17 protein-coding genes are annotated in these 16,568 nt (G+C 50.6%); 1 reads left to right on the top strand and 16 read right to left on the bottom strand.

Features of this window, described 5'->3' with window-relative positions; all coding sequences use genetic code 11:
- Nucleotides 1-208: 208 nt before the first annotated feature.
- The 16 genes from L691_RS0100530 to L691_RS0100455 all read right to left on the bottom strand — a co-directional run bounded on the left by L691_RS0100530 (nucleotide 209) and on the right by L691_RS0100455 (nucleotide 14,528).
- A complete protein-coding gene (locus tag L691_RS0100530) occupies nucleotides 209-973 on the bottom strand; it encodes a VOC family protein (RefSeq protein WP_025688095.1) in 765 nt (254 codons plus the stop codon).
- A gap of 2 nt (nucleotides 974-975) precedes the next feature.
- Nucleotides 976-1,782, bottom strand: a complete 807-nt coding sequence (proC, locus tag L691_RS0100525) for a pyrroline-5-carboxylate reductase (protein ID WP_332249018.1) — start codon at nucleotides 1,780-1,782, stop codon at nucleotides 976-978.
- 17 nt (nucleotides 1,783-1,799) lie between these two features.
- Nucleotides 1,800-2,645 (bottom strand): MetQ/NlpA family ABC transporter substrate-binding protein, encoded by an 846-nt coding sequence (locus L691_RS0100520; RefSeq protein ID WP_025688092.1) that lies wholly within the window; start codon nucleotides 2,643-2,645, stop codon nucleotides 1,800-1,802.
- Nucleotides 2,642-3,676, bottom strand: coding sequence for a uroporphyrinogen decarboxylase family protein (locus tag L691_RS0100515; protein WP_025688090.1), 1,035 nt, complete (start codon nucleotides 3,674-3,676; stop codon nucleotides 2,642-2,644). Before L691_RS0100515 ends, L691_RS0100520 begins: the two co-directional genes overlap by 4 nt.
- A 28-nt stretch (nucleotides 3,677-3,704) precedes the next feature.
- Nucleotides 3,705-4,364 carry a methionine ABC transporter permease gene (locus L691_RS0100510; protein WP_025688089.1) on the bottom strand — a complete coding sequence of 220 codons (660 nt, stop codon included), beginning with the start codon at nucleotides 4,362-4,364 and terminating at the stop codon, nucleotides 3,705-3,707.
- A complete protein-coding gene (locus L691_RS0100505) occupies nucleotides 4,339-5,382 on the bottom strand; it encodes a methionine ABC transporter ATP-binding protein (RefSeq protein ID WP_025688087.1) in 1,044 nt (347 codons plus the stop codon). The genes L691_RS0100510 and L691_RS0100505 overlap by 26 nt, the downstream gene beginning before the upstream one ends.
- Before the next feature lie 34 nt (nucleotides 5,383-5,416).
- The gene (locus L691_RS0100500; RefSeq protein ID WP_025688085.1) at nucleotides 5,417-6,583 is read right to left on the bottom strand and encodes an amidohydrolase; all 1,167 of its coding nucleotides are present in this window, start codon (nucleotides 6,581-6,583) and stop codon (nucleotides 5,417-5,419) included.
- A gap of 13 nt (nucleotides 6,584-6,596) precedes the next feature.
- Entirely contained in the window at nucleotides 6,597-7,811 is a 1,215-nt protein-coding gene (locus tag L691_RS0100495; RefSeq protein ID WP_025688083.1) for a trans-sulfuration enzyme family protein, read from the bottom strand.
- Between the two features lie 7 nt (nucleotides 7,812-7,818).
- On the bottom strand, nucleotides 7,819-8,499 hold the full coding sequence (locus L691_RS0100490) for a GntR family transcriptional regulator (RefSeq protein ID WP_025688081.1): 681 nt from the start codon (nucleotides 8,497-8,499) through the stop codon (nucleotides 7,819-7,821).
- Nucleotides 8,500-9,052: 553 nt separating this feature from the next.
- The gene (gene groL / locus L691_RS0100485; protein WP_025688080.1) at nucleotides 9,053-10,681 is read right to left on the bottom strand and encodes a chaperonin GroEL; all 1,629 of its coding nucleotides are present in this window, start codon (nucleotides 10,679-10,681) and stop codon (nucleotides 9,053-9,055) included.
- Between the two features lie 64 nt (nucleotides 10,682-10,745).
- A complete protein-coding gene (gene groES, locus L691_RS0100480) occupies nucleotides 10,746-11,027 on the bottom strand; it encodes a co-chaperone GroES (protein WP_025688079.1) in 282 nt (93 codons plus the stop codon).
- A 465-nt stretch (nucleotides 11,028-11,492) separates the two neighbouring features.
- Complete coding sequence (gene tatC / locus L691_RS0100475) at nucleotides 11,493-12,263, bottom strand: twin-arginine translocase subunit TatC (RefSeq protein WP_025688078.1); 771 nt, start codon at nucleotides 12,261-12,263, stop codon at nucleotides 11,493-11,495.
- A 222-nt stretch (nucleotides 12,264-12,485) separates the two neighbouring features.
- Nucleotides 12,486-12,722, bottom strand: a complete 237-nt coding sequence (gene tatA / locus L691_RS0100470) for a twin-arginine translocase TatA/TatE family subunit (RefSeq protein ID WP_025688077.1) — start codon at nucleotides 12,720-12,722, stop codon at nucleotides 12,486-12,488.
- Between the two features lie 160 nt (nucleotides 12,723-12,882).
- Nucleotides 12,883-13,371 (bottom strand): MogA/MoaB family molybdenum cofactor biosynthesis protein, encoded by a 489-nt coding sequence (locus tag L691_RS0100465; protein WP_025688076.1) that lies wholly within the window; start codon nucleotides 13,369-13,371, stop codon nucleotides 12,883-12,885.
- A gap of 45 nt (nucleotides 13,372-13,416) precedes the next feature.
- Nucleotides 13,417-13,893 carry a cyclic pyranopterin monophosphate synthase MoaC gene (gene moaC, locus L691_RS0100460; protein WP_025688075.1) on the bottom strand — a complete coding sequence of 159 codons (477 nt, stop codon included), beginning with the start codon at nucleotides 13,891-13,893 and terminating at the stop codon, nucleotides 13,417-13,419.
- Between the two features lie 5 nt (nucleotides 13,894-13,898).
- On the bottom strand, nucleotides 13,899-14,528 hold the full coding sequence (locus L691_RS0100455; RefSeq protein WP_025688074.1) for a 5-formyltetrahydrofolate cyclo-ligase: 630 nt from the start codon (nucleotides 14,526-14,528) through the stop codon (nucleotides 13,899-13,901).
- 291 nt (nucleotides 14,529-14,819) lie between these two features.
- Here L691_RS0100455 and L691_RS0100450 point away from each other — a divergent pair.
- Nucleotides 14,820-16,568: ABC-F family ATP-binding cassette domain-containing protein (locus tag L691_RS0100450; RefSeq protein WP_025688073.1), on the top strand; the 1,749-nt coding region annotated here is incomplete at its 3' end.

Below are 16,568 nucleotides of genomic sequence, written 5' to 3'. Positions count from 1 at the left end.
CGACTGATATCGTCCTCTGCTGCACTTGTTGAACACAACGTCGACTCCAGCTTCATTTTTCCCACCTCCTTAAAATAACGAGAAAAGAGGCACTCTCCAAAGGAAAATGCCTCCATTCGTATGGTCGGTATATCTCTAGTTCCCATCTTAAACAGATAATCCCTATGTGTCAACTGTGAATTTGTAATAGCCTGCGAATCCATCCTGATTAAGCAAAAACATATTCGCCTTCGCCAATCCGAATGGTTTTCCCTTTCAGCTTTACAGAATCCGTTTCAAAAATCACCTGCTTGAACTGGTTCTCGTCCCCTTTTACGAAATCAAAAAACTTATCGCCAATCTTGAGGGTGACTGATTGGTCTTCCGGCTCCAAGGCAGTTAGTCCAAATAGCTTTCCCCAATGCTCGGCGGCGGCTGCCGGACCTGTGACATGGAATACCGCCCGTTTGATTTCGGCATGACCGGCAGGATGGGAGCTAATGATGCCGGATGACGTTAAGCGCTCCAATCGTTCCGCATCCGTCCCTTTCCATTGAATAATGAACGGATAGACCAGTCCGCCAAAATCACCGTCAATGGTCATCATCCGCCATTCGATTAATCTGCCCTTGTTATCCAGACGCTTGCCATCCATTATGGGAGAAAGCTTTAAGCCAGCCGCTTCCAAAGAAGCGGCCATTTCCTCAATATCATCGGTCCGAATAACGACTCTGCTCAAAACTTCATGCTCTGGCAATACTTCGACCGCATCTTTTACCACACGGTTATGTTCCGTTGCCTTCGCTAATTCAAGATTCTCAATACCCAGAAACTCGATATAGGTTAGCCCAAAATAGCTTAAGCTGTTATAGGTTCCCCACTCCGTATGCGAGCCTCCCTTGAAGGCGACCAAACCATGATCCAGGAAGAGCTTAACCGGTTGGTCCAAATCATTGACATAATGAACAAGATGATCCCAATTTTTCGATGCCATTGCTATTTCGCCCCTAACTCGGTTGTCCGCTTTACGGCTGCCAGGACACTTCGTTGCAGACCAGCCGCGAAATCGCTGTTGTTCAGCTCGTATAGGCCATGAATGCCTACTCCGCCTGGGGAATTATTAATGTCAAGCAACTGTCTTGGATGCAGTCTGGTCTGCTTCAGCATGATGACTGCTCCAAAGACATTCTCCAGCGTAACGTTCCACGCCTGCTCCCGCGGCAATCCGGCGAGCACACCCGCATCCGCAAGAGATTCAATAAAATAATAAATGTAATTCGGTCCGGCCACACCATATCCGGTAAAGATATCAATGAGCGATTCATCCAGGTACTGCACCTTGCCGAATCCCAGCAAGAACCCCTCCACCTGATCCTTATTGGCATAGGCATTGAGGGCAACCCCGCTATAGCCATAACCCGTATCAGTCAACGTATTGGGAATAACCCGAATAATGGGACGTTCTTCTCCAAAAAAGCCGGCCAGCTTCTGAATCGTCACTCCCGCCACAATCGAAACGATTGCGGCGGCTGGTGCTGCGAATTGTTGTACAGCATGTCCAAGTGCTGCCAAATTGTCCTGCGGCCGGACAGCAATCACAATCAAGTCGGCTTCGGCCAAAAATTTCTCCTGAGAGCTGTCCGTTTTCACTCCGTAAGTCTTATCCAGAAACTGAAGACGCGCCTCATTGATATCCATTACGCTAATTCGATCCGCGGATATCGTTTGATTGGTTACAACGGCGCGGATAATGGCCTCGGCCATTTGTCCGCCGCCGATAAAGTGAATCTGTTTTTCGATCAACCCATCCACTTCCTAACTTAATTGTTTTTCCACGCTTCAGGCAGAATGAACCCGTTGTATTTTTCTATTCCCTTGATATACGCTTCAAACTCCGGAGACTCATAAGCGGCTTTCAAGTCCTTGGCCCATTGGGTATTTTCATCCTTCTTGTTGATGGATACAATGATTCTGTGCTGCATCGGCGTGTTTTCGATTTTCAATGCGTCTGTAATCTTTTTGCCGGCGTTAGCAATGTAGTTTCCGTTGACGACTCCATAATCCACATCTTCCAGGGATACCAGGATTTGGGCAGGGTCCAGAATTTTAATATCAATCTTATACTTGTCCGGCTCCATGCTGTTAATGTTAAAGTCCTCCACACCTGCTCCTTCTTTAATCTTTACCCATCCAAGTTCTTCCAGAATCCGCAGCGCACGTTCCTGATTAACCGGATCATTAGGGACAGCAACGGTAGTGCCGTCTTTTACATCATCAAGTGTGGTGTGCTTGACGGAGTATAGACCTTGCGGCGCACCCGGCACATAGGCGATGCCAACCATGTCCGCGCCAATTTCCTTGTTAATCGCCTCCATATACGCCGTGCTTTGGAAAATGCTTGCGTCAATGGAGCCTTCCTTCATGGCAGGGTTGACCTGCATGTTTTGAGAAAAGGTCTTGATATTAACCTTGTAGCCCTTTTTCTCCAAAATTGGCAAAATCGATTCGCGGAACTGCTCTTCGTACGTTCCCACACCAAATCCGACGGTAATCTCTTTCTTTTCTTCCGGCGCAGCCCCTGAATCCGAGCCTTTATTCGAATTTTGGCCGCAAGCCGACAACAATGCCACAACCCCAACTAAAAGAACGAGCAGTAACTTTTTCATACTCTTGTCTCCTTTTCAAAAACGGATTTTTTCAGCTGTTTCAGAGCTTCATCGGTTACGTTAAGCGGGATTGCGCAATTTGGAGCGAGAATAAAGGGCTGGTCCTTCATCAAGTTCAAAGCATCCCCGGCCTGCTGCTGAATTTGAACAATGTCATTTGCCGCAAACAAAGCATGATCGACGCCGCCTACCTTGGTTGCCGTTAAAGCCGCATCCAGGTCCGGATTTCCTTCGGCTTTCGTGTCCCAGCTGATCCCGTCAATCCGGTAATCGTTAAATCTTTCAGGCTGGGAATAGGTTCCGCAAGTATGCAGGACATTTTTTCCGTAGCTCGCAGCCTCAAGCACAATGGAATCATAAGGTCTGGAAAATTCATTAAACATCGCTTCACTGAACAACCCCGGATGGGCTGTACCCGTCACCGCATAGAACAGTCCGTCCGATCCCGCTTGCTGAAGCTCTTTCACATAATCGGCCAAGGTTAATGAAATCACATGCAGCGCATGATGCGCCGCCGCCCGGTGCTCGGTAAACAACGATTCCAAGGTAACAGGATTCTCAATGCCAAATACCGTTTTGGTCACATAAGCAGACCGGCCCACAATAAAGAGCAGTACGGTAAGTGGTGAAAAAACGGTTTGAATCAAAGGGGTATCCGGCAGCCCTTGGCGAATCTTCCGCACCGCGTCCAATTGCTCCAATAACGGGGCTGATTCCACGGCTTTCTTCACCTCAAGATCCCAAAGATTAGCACCCGCTGGAACAGCGGTCGTTTCCTGTCTCGGAAATACAGTTTGATAGTCATGAAAATCATACTGATTTCCCCAGGCTTCAGCCAGATAGGTTGCTCTAGGGTTAATTTTGACCCAATCCCAATCATAATTCTTGGTAAACGAAATCGTTGTTTCCGCCAAATCGTCTGCATTTTGTTCCTTGTCGATGAAATGACGCCAGCCGCTGACAATCGGACGGTCCGCCCTTTCACCGGATAAAATGGCGTTAAACCGGTCTTGTTTGCTCCATTCACTCACCTGTCGTTTTCCTCCCTTAAGTTAATTCCTAATAGCGGCGAATCTTTCTCGCCAAAATGTTGCCAAATGACTGAATACCCTGCACGAAAATAATCAGGATAGCTACAGTGGCAAATACAACAACCGTGTCAAATCGCTGGTAGCCGTATACGATCGCCAAGTCTCCGACTCCGCCGCCGCCAACCGTTCCCGCCATCGCTGTCGCACCAATCAAGCCGATCGTCGCCGTCGTCAGGGACAGGATTAACGATCCGAATGCCTCGGGCAGCAAAAAATGCCAGATGACTTGAAACGGTGTAGCCCCCATCGCCTCGGCCGCTTCCATAATTCCCGGATTGACTTCTAGCAGAGAATTCTCTACCAGGCGCCCGATATAAGGCGAGATATAAATGATCAGCGGCACGATCGCTGCGCTTGTCCCAATTGAGGTCTGAACAATCAACCGGGTAAACGGAATAATGGCAACGAGCAGTATAATAAAAGGCAGAGAGCGGACAATGTTGATCACGGGATTTATCATGGTATACAGTATTTTGTTCTCCAAAATCCCGCCCGGACGGGTAACCACAAGTAAAATCCCGATAGGTACACCAATTAAAGCCCCTACAAACAGGGACATCCCGACCATATAAATGGTATCAACAATCGCCTGCATGAACTGATCAGTTGTAACTGTAGTTGACATCATGCTTTTCCACCTTCTCTACACCGATTCCACTGCTTTTTAAGAAAGACAAGGCTTTATCCACCTCGGCAGTCTCCCCTTTTAACTGAACAATCACTTTCCCGAGTGTCGTTTCTTCAATCTCGGTCATATTGGCAAATAGAATATTGACTTGCACATCGTAGGAGCGAATCATTGTATACAGGATGGGCTCCGAAGCGGTTTGCCCGACAAATTCCAGTTTGTAGATGCCGCTGCCCGGTTCTTTTTTTATCGATTTTTGCACGCTGCTTGTGATGCTGTTCTGAATAACGGTCTTCACAAAATTTTGCGTGGTCGGATGCTGCGGATGTCCGAATACCTCAAGAACGCTTCCCTGTTCAATAATCCGCCCTTGTTCCATGACCGCTACCTTGTTGCAAATCTCCTGAATGACTGACATTTCATGGGTGATGATCATAACCGTGATGTTGTATTCCGCATTGATTTTCTTCAAAAGCTGTAAAATAGAGCGCGTGGTCTGCGGGTCGAGCGCTGAAGTCGCTTCATCGCAAAGGAGAATGGAGGGGTTCGAGGCAAGCGCTCTGGCAATCCCGACGCGCTGCTTCTGCCCGCCTGACAATTCACTCGGATAGCTGCCCGCTTTGTCGGCTAGTCCAACAAACTCCAGCAGCTCCAGCACACGCTGGCGAATTTCGCTTTTATTCTTTTTCAACAAAATGAGGGGAATGGCCACATTATCAAAAACTTTTTTCGATTCGAGCAGATTGAAATGCTGAAAGATCATGCCGATGTTTTTTTTGGCGGCACGCAGCTCTTTCACGCTGTATCCTCCTAAATCATGCCCATCCACAAAAACCTGGCCTTTCGTCGGTCTTTCCAAATAATTGACCAAACGAATCAATGTGCTCTTTCCCGCGCCGCTATAGCCGATAACCCCAAATATATCGCCTTTCTCAACCTTTAGATTAATTCCCTTCAAGGCTTCGTTCGAGATCCCTTTGCGGGTGTACGTCTTAGAAACATCCTTTAATTCAATCATATACATTCCTCTCATTTCATTTTCGGATTTAGGGCTAACCTTTCTCCTTCAGCTTCACCAACGCTTGCTCTGCCAATAAAGCGAAATACCTGGCAGCCGGCAATAATGCAGCCTCATCGACATCGAAACGCGGATGATGCAGCGCATAAGCGGGACCAGCTCCGATATTTACAAAAGTGCCTGGTATCTTCTGCAGATACAATGAGAAGTCTTCACCTCCCATTTGCGGCGGGATATCATGCACCTCATAACCTGCCTGCTTCGCGATCTCTTTGGTAAAATCAGCCCAGAATCCGTCATTTATCGTTGCCGGCGGTCCCGGATACCAATGCAGCTTAGCCTCCGCTCCGGCTGCCGCAGCAATTCCTTCGATGATTTGCGTCATTTTAACCGGGATTGTGCGGCGAATCTCTTCATTATGCGTTCGGACGGTGCCTTCCAATTCAACCATCTCTGGCAGCACATTCCAGGTATACCCTCCTTGAATTCGGGTAACGCTCAGCACAACCGGCTCGCTTGCGCTGTTCTGGCGGCTGACAATTGTCTGTAGCGCCGTAATGATTTGAGCCGCCGTTACAATGGAATCCACACCATTCTCCGGAGTTGCGGCGTGAGCCCCGATGCCTTTTACCGTAATTTCAAACCGGTCAACACCTGCGGTTAATGCTCCGGTTCTCGTTCCGAATGATCCTGTGGGCAGTTCTGGGGAGTTATGAAGACCAAATATGGCAGCTACACCTTCAAGCCCTCCCGACGCCAAGACGCTTTCAGCCCCATGACCGGTCTCTTCTGCCGGCTGAAACAATACTCTAACCATTCCGGGTAGCTCAGCTTCACGAGCCTTTAGCAAGTATGCGGCGCCTAAAATGACAGCCGTGTGAAAATCATGACCGCATGCATGCATTTTTCCTGGAATCTCTGACGCAAAAGACAATCCGGTCTGTTCTTCAATCGGGAGTGCGTCGATATCACAGCGAATGGCTGCGATGGGCCCTTCCCCGCATCCGATTTCTGCAATGAGCCCCGTCTCTAAAGGGAGATTCATTATACGAATATTGGCGTCCGTCAGCCATTTCCGCAGTTTTTCCGTCGTTTTAAACTCTTCATACGATAATTCCGGCTCCCGGTGAAGGTTTCTGCGAACGTCAATCAATTGACTGCCTAAAGCTTGTTCAATCTCATCCGGCTGTTTAGTAGACATGGACTTCCTCCCTTTATTTCGTTGTGATTTCGGCTTCGGAATCAGAAAACAGAGCGGTGAGGGCTTGATCGAAATCTCTGATAATATCATCAGCATCCTCCAGCCCGACCGACACGCGAATTAATCCATCCGTAATCCCAAATTTCATTCGCTCTTCCTGTGGAATGGAAGCATGAGTCATTGAGGCCGGATGCTGGACTAAGGTTTCCGGATCGCCCAGGCTGAATGAAATCATCGCTAATTTCAGCGAATTTATTAATTTTTTCCCTTCAATTAAGCTACCCTTGACTTCAAAAGAAACAATCCCTCCCATACCTTTCATTTGCTGCTTAGCCAGCTCATGTTGAGGATGAGACTTTAAGCCCGGATAAAAGACTTTATCGATGAAAGGATGAGACTCAAGGTAATCGGCAAATTTCTGGGCGTTGCTGCAATGTCTTTCTACCCGCAAGGCCATGGTCTTCATTCCTCTTAAAATCAAGAATGCGTCCCAAGCATTTAAATTCTGTCCCAAATCGCCCATCAGTTTCTTTCTCATGAACTGGATGGTGTCTTTTTTCCCTACAATAAATCCAGCCAAGACATCGCCGTGACCATTAATATATTTAGTAGCGCTGTGTACCACTACATCGGCTCCAAGCTCCAAAGGCTTCTGCAAGCAGGGGCTCATAAAGGTGTTATCGACAATGACCGGGAACTGATAGGATTTGCAGGCTTCCGATATTTTTCCAATATCAAGTATTGTCAATCTTGGGTTAGAAGGAGTTTCGATATACACTGCCTTTGTATTTGGCTTGATTGCCTTAATCATTGAATCCGGATCGGTACAATCGACAAAATCAAACTGTATGCCAAATCGGGGCGCCAAAGAAGTCAGGAAGTTATAGGTGCCGCCATAAACATCCTTAGTCACCAGGACATGATCGCCGTGTTTCAGGAAACCAAGAAGAGCAATGGAGATGGCCGCCATTCCGCTGGAAACGCCTAAAGCATCTTCCCCACCTTCCAGTGCCGCTATCTTTTTCTCCAATGTGCGGGATGTAGGGTTTCCGTATCTGCCGTAATAAACGCCTTCTTCCTCGCCAGCTACAACGGCCGCCGCTGTTTCTGCATCAGGGAACGCATAAGCCACCGCGGGTACGATCGTTTGAGAGATGGCGCCCGTGTGAGGGTCCGGAAACTGGCTCTCATGAATAATCTTCGTGTCCATACTCCATTCTGTCTTCATGTCCAACTCAATCCTCTCTGTTTGCTTGAATTCCTTGGATTCTCTCCAGTGCAGATGACAGACTGCTTAAAATATGATCCTGCATCGCCTTTTCCGCGCCTTCTTCATTGCGGTCGGCTATCATTTGCAAAATAAAGTTATGCTCTTCATCCGCCTGCGTGTTCCAATCGCCATGCAGAGAAACAAACCGGCAATAGCGAAGCGCGTGATCTCTTAGGTGATTCAGAATTTTCACAAAGGTCTTGAGATCACTCATTTCAGATAAATAATCATGGAATTCAAAGCCATAGGATACAAAATCCTGACTCTTGCCTGACCGAAAGGACTGTTTAATATTTTCAATCATAGCCGTTAAATTTTGGATATCTTGATCTGTAGCATTTTTAGCCGCACTCTTGGCAATATAACCTTCCAGCATGCTGCGGATCAGAAATATTTCTTTAACCTCTTCCACTGTTACTGAAGCCACTCTCAATCTTCCATTCGGCTGCCGAACGAGAAACTCCTCATTCTCCAACCTTTGAATCGCCTCTCTTAATGGAGTGCGGCTAACTCCTAGCAAAGCTGCCAAATTTTCTTCATGTACAACTTGATCAGGCTTTAGCTCACTATCAATAATTTTTTGTTTTAATGCAAAATAAGTATTATCCTTCGATAGCCTGCGTGTTCTCATAACAGAACTGTCCATAAATCCATCCCCTAGTCAATAATCTGCTGGTTCCCGCCATAGAAGTATAATTGTATAATTGTATACAATTATTTTAATTAGTACCCCGGTCCATTTTCTCTCCGCTTGCGACTAAAATCGAAACCTTACATCTGTCTGCTTATCTCGTAGAAGTTAGCCTTATAATACATACAGACAACGAAATTGTCCACAATTTTATGTTATTTTTAATCACATTTTTAAATAAAAACTCGAAAAAACATTAAAACTCCCCTTATATGTGTTATGTTTAATAACATGTAATTTACACTGTTAAGTAAATTCAATTAGAGGACAGACCAGAACCAACTGATATCTTAATGAGCAAGTGATTAGCTGCTTAACAGGAGAATTACCGACTGCTTGTTGGAGTCTTTCTGAATTTATATTAAACTATAACCATTGGAATAGTCAATTTTATTGCCGGAATAAAGAGACCTCCCAGGAAATCCTGAGAGGTCTCGAAAATATATATAGGGTTAAACGGTGTTTCCGCTCACGGAAACCCTTGATGTATAAGGCTTAACAGCCTGTATTACATCATGCCGCCCATACCGCCCATGCCGCCCATGTCAGGCGCGCCGCCTTTTTCAGGCTCCGGCTTGTCGGCGATAACGGCTTCGGTGGTCAGGAACAGGCCGGCTACGGATGCAGCATGCTGCAGCGCGGAGCGAGTTACCTTCGCAGGATCGACGATACCGGCTTCGATCATGTTGACCCACTCGTCGGTAGCGGCGTTGTAGCCGATGCCGATCGCTTCTTTTTTCAGGCGCTCAACGATAACGGAGCCTTCTTGGCCTGCGTTCGCGGCGATTGTGCGGATCGGCTCTTCCAGGGAGCGGAGCACGATGTTCACGCCAGTCTTCTCGTCGCCTGTCGCTTGAACAGCAGCTACGGCGCCATATACGTTGATCAGGGCTGTACCACCACCGGATACGATACCTTCTTCAACCGCAGCGCGGGTAGCGTTCAGGGCGTCTTCAATGCGCAGCTTGCGCTCTTTCAGCTCGGTTTCGGTAGCAGCGCCGACTTTAACAACGGCTACGCCGCCGGACAGCTTCGCCAGACGCTCTTGCAGCTTCTCCTTGTCGAACTCGGAAGTGGTTTCTTCCAGTTGGGAACGGATTTGGCTAACGCGGGCTTGAATGTCTTCCTTCGCACCGCTTCCGTCAACGATTGTCGTGTTCTCTTTGGTTACGCGCACTTGACGAGCGTTACCCAGCTGCTCGACCGTTGTGCTCTTCAGATCAAGACCGAGCTTCTCGGTGATGACTTGGCCGCCGGTCAGAGCGGCAATGTCCTGCAGCATCGCTTCGCGGCGGTCGCCAAAGCCAGGAGCTTTAACGGCAACAGCGTTGAACGTTCCGCGCAGTTTATTCACGATCAGCATCGCTTGAGCTTCGCCTTCGATGTCTTCGGCGATGATCAGCAGCGGACGAGCTTGCTGAACGATCTTTTCAAGCAGCGGCAGGATTTCCTGAGTGCTGCTGATCTTCTTGTCGGTGATCAGGATGTACGGATTATCCAGAACGGCTTCCATTTTGTCCGTATCGGTAATCATGTATGGGGAGATGTAGCCGCGGTCGAACTGCATGCCTTCTACCACTTCAAGCTCAGTCAGGAAGCCGCGGGATTCTTCAACGGTGATAACGCCGTCTTTGCCCACTTTTTCCATAGCCTCAGCGATCAGTTTGCCCACTTCTTCGTCGGCTGCGGAGATAGCGGCAACCTGTGCGATCGCTTGGGAATCTTCAACCGGTTTGGAGATCTTTTTCAGTTCTTCTACTGCGGCGCGAACCGCTTTGTCGATACCTTTGCGCAGACCGATTGGGCTGGCGCCGGCAGTTACGTTCTTCAGACCTTCGCGGATCAGCGCTTGAGCCAAAACAGTTGCAGTCGTCGTACCGTCACCGGCTACGTCGTTAGTCTTGGTCGCAACTTCTTTAACCAGTTGAGCGCCCATGTTCTCGAACGCGTCTTCCAGCTCGATTTCCTTGGCGATCGTAACGCCGTCATTCGTGATCAGCGGGCTGCCGAATTTCTTCTCCAGCACCACGTTGCGGCCTTTCGGTCCAAGCGTTACCTTAACCGCGTTTGCCAAAGCGTCTACCCCGCGCAGCATCGCGCGGCGGGCGTCTTCACTGAACTTGATATCTTTTGCCATTATCAAAATACCTCCCTATGAATTGTAAGTATCGGTATTAAAGTCTTATGAACGTCTTCGGGAATTAACCCAGAATCGCGTGAATGTCGCTTTCTTTCATAATCAAATATTCTTTGCCTTCATACTTGATTTCAGTTCCCGCATACTTCGAGAAGATCACACGGTCGCCTTCCTTCACTTCCAGCGGTACGCGAACGCCGTCTTTCAGAGCGCCGCTGCCTACGGCCACGATTTTGCCTTCCTGCGGTTTCTCCTTGGCCGAGTCCGGAAGCACGATGCCGAATGAAGTCGTTTCCTCCTGCTCGATTGGTTCCACCAGTACGCGTTCACCTAAAGGTTTGATCATGAAAAATAGCCTCCTTTGAAAATTATGTTGTTATGCTTGAACACAGGTTGAAAGAATGACGTTCCCGAAAAAGCATAACCGGGCGCATTCATGAAATATGAGAGCCGGCAGCGCGTCTCAACATATCCCTTCGCTCTGTTAGCACTCAACAGCCAGTAGTGCTAACAACAATTTTTATATTACTCAACTTGACTGCGGATTTCAAGTCCTTTTGCTCTTTTTTCTAGACGAATTTGGAAAAAAACCGATCTGGACGGGCTGTCCAAGTCATACCCTCTTTCATTCTATCCATAGCCCGCAAAAATATGCCTGCTCCCCTCGGCAAACCGCATACTCGCGGCCCGTCTGGCCCGTTAAATCCGAATGCCGCTGAAGCGCCGCTCTGCCCGGGGTGGACAGAACGTGCGGCGCGGCATTCCGATTAGAGTCGTCTCCGTCTAGGAGACTCTATCGCCGCATATCCCCTCAGGCGTGATCGCCTGCGGTGTACCGGGCTTCCAGCGCCGCATCGGCGGCGAGCTGCTTGCGGTAAACAAACGCGGACAGGAATACGCTGAATTCGTAGAGAACCAGCAAAGGTATGGTCACCAGGAAATCCGATATGAAATCGGGCGGCGTAATCACTACCGCAATAAAGACGAGCGCGAGATAGGCGTAACGCCGTACCCTGCGCAGCCGGAGCGGGTTCAGAATCCGTAGTCTGGTCAGGAACATGACAATGAGAGGCAGCTCGAACAGCAGTGCCATCGGCAGCACCAGGCTGAACATGAAATTGAAATACTGCGCAATGCCGTAAGTCTCCTCAAGTCCCATGTCACGCGTAACCGAGACGGTGAAGGAAAGCGCCATTGGAAATACGATATAGTACGCGAAGAGGAGACCCAGCACGAACAAAAGCAGCGCGTACGGCACGTACCGCAGAGCGGCGCTCCGTTCCACCTGCCGCAGGCCGGGACTGACGAATGCCCATAGCTGGTAGACGATAAACGGCAAGGTTACAGTAAGCGATACGGCCATGGCAATCTTCATGTACATGCCGATGCCGTCCCAGAACGAGAAGGCATGCAGCACAAAGCCCCGGGCTGTGTCGGCTGCGATCAGGTATTCGTAGACCGGCTTCGCGCAGAACAGTCCGCCCGCCAGTCCGATGACGAATACAACGAGGATGTAAATGATTCTCTTACGCAGCTCCGTAAGATGCTCGACCACCGTCATGGCTCCGGATTGCAAAGGCATGTTCCTCCCCCTTCCCGGATAGTGTGCAGCAGGAGTACTCTCAAGAAGAAACGGCTGCGCCATCCTCGTAGGAGGAGGGCATCCGTTTCTCGTAGAAATATAAGATTGTCTATAAGCGTAAAACTTATAGATTCTTATATTTCAAAAAAAGCGGCGCCCCGTAAAGTCCGGGGACTTAAGGGCGCCGCCGCATGTAGTCATATCAATTCAAGCCTGCGGATGTTATTCCGGCAAACGCTTCTCCATGGAGGAAACGGGAGCTTGCTGCGCAGACGGTGCAGGAGCTTCGCCCTTATCTGCCGGCTCGGTGTCGGCAATAATATCACGGGTTCCTTCCTTAAACTCGCGGAAGGTTCTTCCGACGGCACGCCCCAATTCGGGCAGCTTATTCGGACCAAAGAGCAGCAAAGCCAGAATGACGAGCAGTATGATCCCCGGCGCTCCAATGCCGTTTAACATGTTCATTCCTCCTTGTCGCATGTTCCGTTCATGACACCGTTTTCGACATAACTATAATACCATAATATATATCACACATGCATCTGTTATCTGTGTCGAAAGTCTAACGGAGACAGTTGTCTGAGGATGAAAGTCTGATTAGCCCCAGGAATGCTGCAGATTATTGCTGCCGATTTTGTCCGGTCACCATCAGCAGCGCCTCCGGCAACTGATCCATAACAGCGGCCAAATGTTCATGCACGCCCTTCGGAGTTCCCGGGAGATTGACGATCAGCGTCCGGCCGCGAATGCCGCAGATGCCGCGAAACAGCATGGCGGCGCGGTTCTTCTGCATCACCGTGCTGCGCATCGCCTCAGGCAGCCCCGGCACTTCCCGTTCGATAACCCGGCGCGTCGCTTCCGGCGTAACATCACGAATCGCCAGCTCGGTCCCTCCCGTCGTCAGCACCAGATCGGCCTGGAAATAATCAGTCAATTCGATAAGCGCCGCAATGATTTCATCCAATTCGTCGGGTACAATCCGGTATTCTACGATCTCCCCTCCAAGTTCCTCCTCAACCAGCTCGCGGATGACCTGGGCGCTCGTATCCTCCCGTTCGCCCCGGGCCCCCTTGTCGCTGGCCGTCAGGATTGCTGTCTTCCACGCCATAGGTTCTCCTTCCTCTCTATCCTCGTTATGTAATGATACGCAAAACTACGCTTCTTCGCGGGCATAATCGCCGTTCTTGCCGCCGGTCTTGGACGCAAGCAGCGTCGGACCGATCACCATGTCTTTTTGCAGGGCCTTGCACATGTCATACACCGTCAACGCCGCGGCGGACACAGCGGTCAGCGCCTCCATCTCCACACCCGTCTTGCCGGTGGTCTTGACTGTTGCTTCTATATATAGTTCATCTGTGCTGTTGTCGGAAAAGTGAATGTCGATGCCCGTCAAAGGCAGCGGATGGCACATCGGTATCCAATCGGCCGTCTTCTTGGCGGCCATGATGCCAGCGACCTGGGCCACGGCAAGCACATCGCCTTTGCCGATTGAGCCGGCTTTGATGGCGCTCAGCGTTTCCGGCGCCATCCGCACCATGCTCTGCGCGGTTGCCGTACGCTTGGTCACTTCCTTGTCGCTTACATCGACCATGCGGGCTCTTCCCTGCCCGTTAAAATGAGTCAGCTCCATCTTCGTCATTCCCCTTTCTTTCGGCAGTTCAGTATTCCTTCCTCGGTAATCAGCATGTCCATATAAGCGTCATGAACATCCATCGGCACCTCTGGCAGCACCTGCGCGCCGTATGCGAGGCCGACCCAGACCGTGTTCTCCCTCGTTCCTGAAGCGGAGGCTCGGAAGCGGGCCCACAACCGGTCATAATAACCCCGGCCGTAACCGAGCCTTCCTCCCCTGGCATCAAAAGCCAGGCCCGGGACGAAGATCACCGCCGGAAACTCTTCTTCCCCAATTGCCGGAGAAGTCCCGGCGGCCTCGGGAATGCCGTACGCTCCCTGGGCCAGCTCGTTCCATGACTCCACCCTGTGCAGCGACAGCTCTCCGGAATCGGCATGGACTCGCGGAAGAATTACCTTGCACCCTTCCGCCCAGCACCATTCAATTAGAGGACGGGTATCCAGCTCGGAGCGGAACGGAACATAAAACATAAACGATTTCGCACCGGTTCCCTCCAGCCACTTCCATGCATGTCGGCACGCGAGTGAGGACCACTCCCCTCTCCGCAGCGGATCTATACCGTCGCGGACAGCGGCAGCGCGGCTGCGCAGCTCACGCTTGAAGGCAGCAAGCCGCATATCCCCGTCTGACACTCTTCTGCCTCCTTTAATCAGTCTTGCTTTATCCTTGGCTAGCCAAGATATATAAATTCCCGCCGAAAACCCGTGCCTCACACGGCAAGCAGCGGAATCAATGTCTGACATTGCAGGGTAAATCATTAACTTTAGTTTACCACTCTTCCTTTAATTTCGCCAAGATAACCCCGGAACCCTTCGACCTCGCGCAAAAAAGTCTTTTCATGTAAACTATATTTAGGAATAAAGGTTCCATAAGTGGCGCTGAACCGGCGCCGCTTATGGCTTAAGGGTGGAGGATTCATCAACATGCTTCTTCAAGCGACAGGTATTACGAAATTATACGGCATCCAGCCCGTGCTGGAAGACATCAACCTGCAGGTAAACGAGCGGGAACGGGTCGGCCTCGTCGGCGTCAACGGAGCCGGCAAATCGACCTTGCTGAAAATACTGGCCGGGGAGCTGTCCTATGACGGCGGTCATATTCATAAATCCAAAGAAACGACGGTAGGGTATCTGTCCCAGAACAGCGGGCTGCAATCGGAGCGGACCATTCATGAGGAAATGCTGTCCGTATTTGCTCCGCTCATCGAAGCCGAAGCGGAACTTCGGCAGCTGGAGCAGCAGATCGCCGATCCGGCCGCCGCGAAGGACGAGAAGCGTTACGAGGAGCTGCTGGAGCGATACTCCCTGCGTTCGGACTGGTTTAAAGACCGGGGCGGATACGAAATGAACACGCGGATACGCAGCGTTCTGCACGGGATGGGTTTCGGAGATTTTCCTCCGGATACGCCGATCGCAACGCTCAGCGGCGGACAGAAGACCCGCTTGGCGCTTGCCCGCATTCTGCTTCAGGCCCCGGATCTTCTAATGCTGGACGAACCGACCAACCATCTGGACATTGAGACGCTGACCTGGCTCGAGGACTATTTGCGGGGATATTCCGGGGGCATATTGGTCGTATCCCATGACCGCTACTTCCTTGACAAGCTCGTCACGACCATTGTGGAAATCGAGCGCCACCAATCGAAGCGGTACACAGGGAATTACAGCCGCTACGTGGATCTCAAGGCCGCCGAATATGAGAGCAGACTCAAGCAGTACGAGAAGCAGCAAGGCGAAATCGCCAAAATGGAGGAGTTCGTGCAGCGCAATATCGTACGGGCCTCCACGACCAAGCGGGCGCAGAGCCGGCGCAAGGCGCTGGAAAAAATCGACCGGATCGAACGGCCGCTCGGCGAGCTGAAAAAAGCGAACTTTGCCTTCGAGCCGGATTTTCACTCCGGCAGGGAAGTGCTGCAGGTCAGGGAAGTCGCTGTGGCCTTCGGCGAGGGGGCGCCTTTGTTCAAAAATGCGTCCTTCGAGCTGCGCCGCGGAGATACGGCCGCCCTGATCGGCCCTAACGGCATCGGAAAATCGACGCTGCTGCAGTGCCTGACCGGCACCCGGGAGCCTTCAGCAGGAAGTGTAAACTGGGGTGCCAAGGTCAAGATCGGCTACTACGACCAGGAGCAGACCCGGCTGAATCCGCAGAACACCGTGCTGGAGGAGCTGTGGAGCGAATATCCGATGTTGGAGGAGGCGCGAATCCGGACGATTCTCGGCAACTTTCTGTTCAGCGGCGAGGACGTCCAGAAGAAAATCTCCGCGCTCAGCGGCGGTGAGAAGGCGCGCGTATCCCTCTCCAAGCTGATGCTGCGGGGAGCGAATATGCTTATCCTCGACGAACCGACCAACCATCTTGATTTGGTCAGCCGCGAGGTGCTCGAATCGGCGCTTATCGATTTTGAAGGAACGCTGCTCTTCATCTCCCATGACCGCTATTTTCTAAATAAGATGGCGGAGCGCGTGCTGGAGCTTCATCCGGACGGAATCGACCAGTATCTCGGAAATTACGACGACTATATCGCAAAAAAGGGAGAACTGGAGGATCTGGCAAGCGAAACCGCCGGGGGTGCTCCTTCTTCTACTCCGACCAGTCTTGATAGGGAATTATCCGCTCCCGAAAAAGGAGGCGCCTCTTCGTACGAAGCCGACAAACAGGCCAAGCGTGAGGAA

It is taken from the genome of Paenibacillus zanthoxyli JH29, assembly GCF_000520715.1.
GTDB lineage: Bacteria > Bacillota > Bacilli > Paenibacillales > Paenibacillaceae > Paenibacillus_AQ > Paenibacillus_AQ zanthoxyli.
This window is presented reverse-complemented; position numbering and strand designations above follow the sequence as displayed.

What these genes read in the sequence shown, in the direction of transcription:
- L691_RS0100500 (WP_025688085.1), bottom strand. Translation starts at nt 6,583, where the DNA reads ATGTCTACTAAACAGCCGGATGAGATTGAACAAGCTTTAGGCAGTCAA.
- L691_RS0100520 (WP_025688092.1), bottom strand. Translation starts at nt 2,645, where the DNA reads ATGAAAAAGTTACTGCTCGTTCTTTTAGTTGGGGTTGTGGCATTGTTG.
- groL (WP_025688080.1), bottom strand. Translation starts at nt 10,681, where the DNA reads ATGGCAAAAGATATCAAGTTCAGTGAAGACGCCCGCCGCGCGATGCTG.
- L691_RS0100490 (WP_025688081.1), bottom strand. Translation starts at nt 8,499, where the DNA reads ATGGACAGTTCTGTTATGAGAACACGCAGGCTATCGAAGGATAATACT.
- L691_RS0100495 (WP_025688083.1), bottom strand. Translation starts at nt 7,811, where the DNA reads ATGAAGACAGAATGGAGTATGGACACGAAGATTATTCATGAGAGCCAG.
- L691_RS0100530 (WP_025688095.1), bottom strand. Translation starts at nt 973, where the DNA reads ATGGCATCGAAAAATTGGGATCATCTTGTTCATTATGTCAATGATTTG.
- tatA (WP_025688077.1), bottom strand. Translation starts at nt 12,722, where the DNA reads ATGTTAAACGGCATTGGAGCGCCGGGGATCATACTGCTCGTCATTCTG.
- moaC (WP_025688075.1), bottom strand. Translation starts at nt 13,893, where the DNA reads ATGGAGCTGACTCATTTTAACGGGCAGGGAAGAGCCCGCATGGTCGAT.
- L691_RS0100465 (WP_025688076.1), bottom strand. Translation starts at nt 13,371, where the DNA reads ATGGCGTGGAAGACAGCAATCCTGACGGCCAGCGACAAGGGGGCCCGG.
- tatC (WP_025688078.1), bottom strand. Translation starts at nt 12,263, where the DNA reads ATGCCTTTGCAATCCGGAGCCATGACGGTGGTCGAGCATCTTACGGAG.
- L691_RS0100505 (WP_025688087.1), bottom strand. Translation starts at nt 5,382, where the DNA reads ATGATTGAATTAAAGGATGTTTCTAAGACGTACACCCGCAAAGGGATC.
- L691_RS0100510 (WP_025688089.1), bottom strand. Translation starts at nt 4,364, where the DNA reads ATGATGTCAACTACAGTTACAACTGATCAGTTCATGCAGGCGATTGTT.
- groES (WP_025688079.1), bottom strand. Translation starts at nt 11,027, where the DNA reads ATGATCAAACCTTTAGGTGAACGCGTACTGGTGGAACCAATCGAGCAG.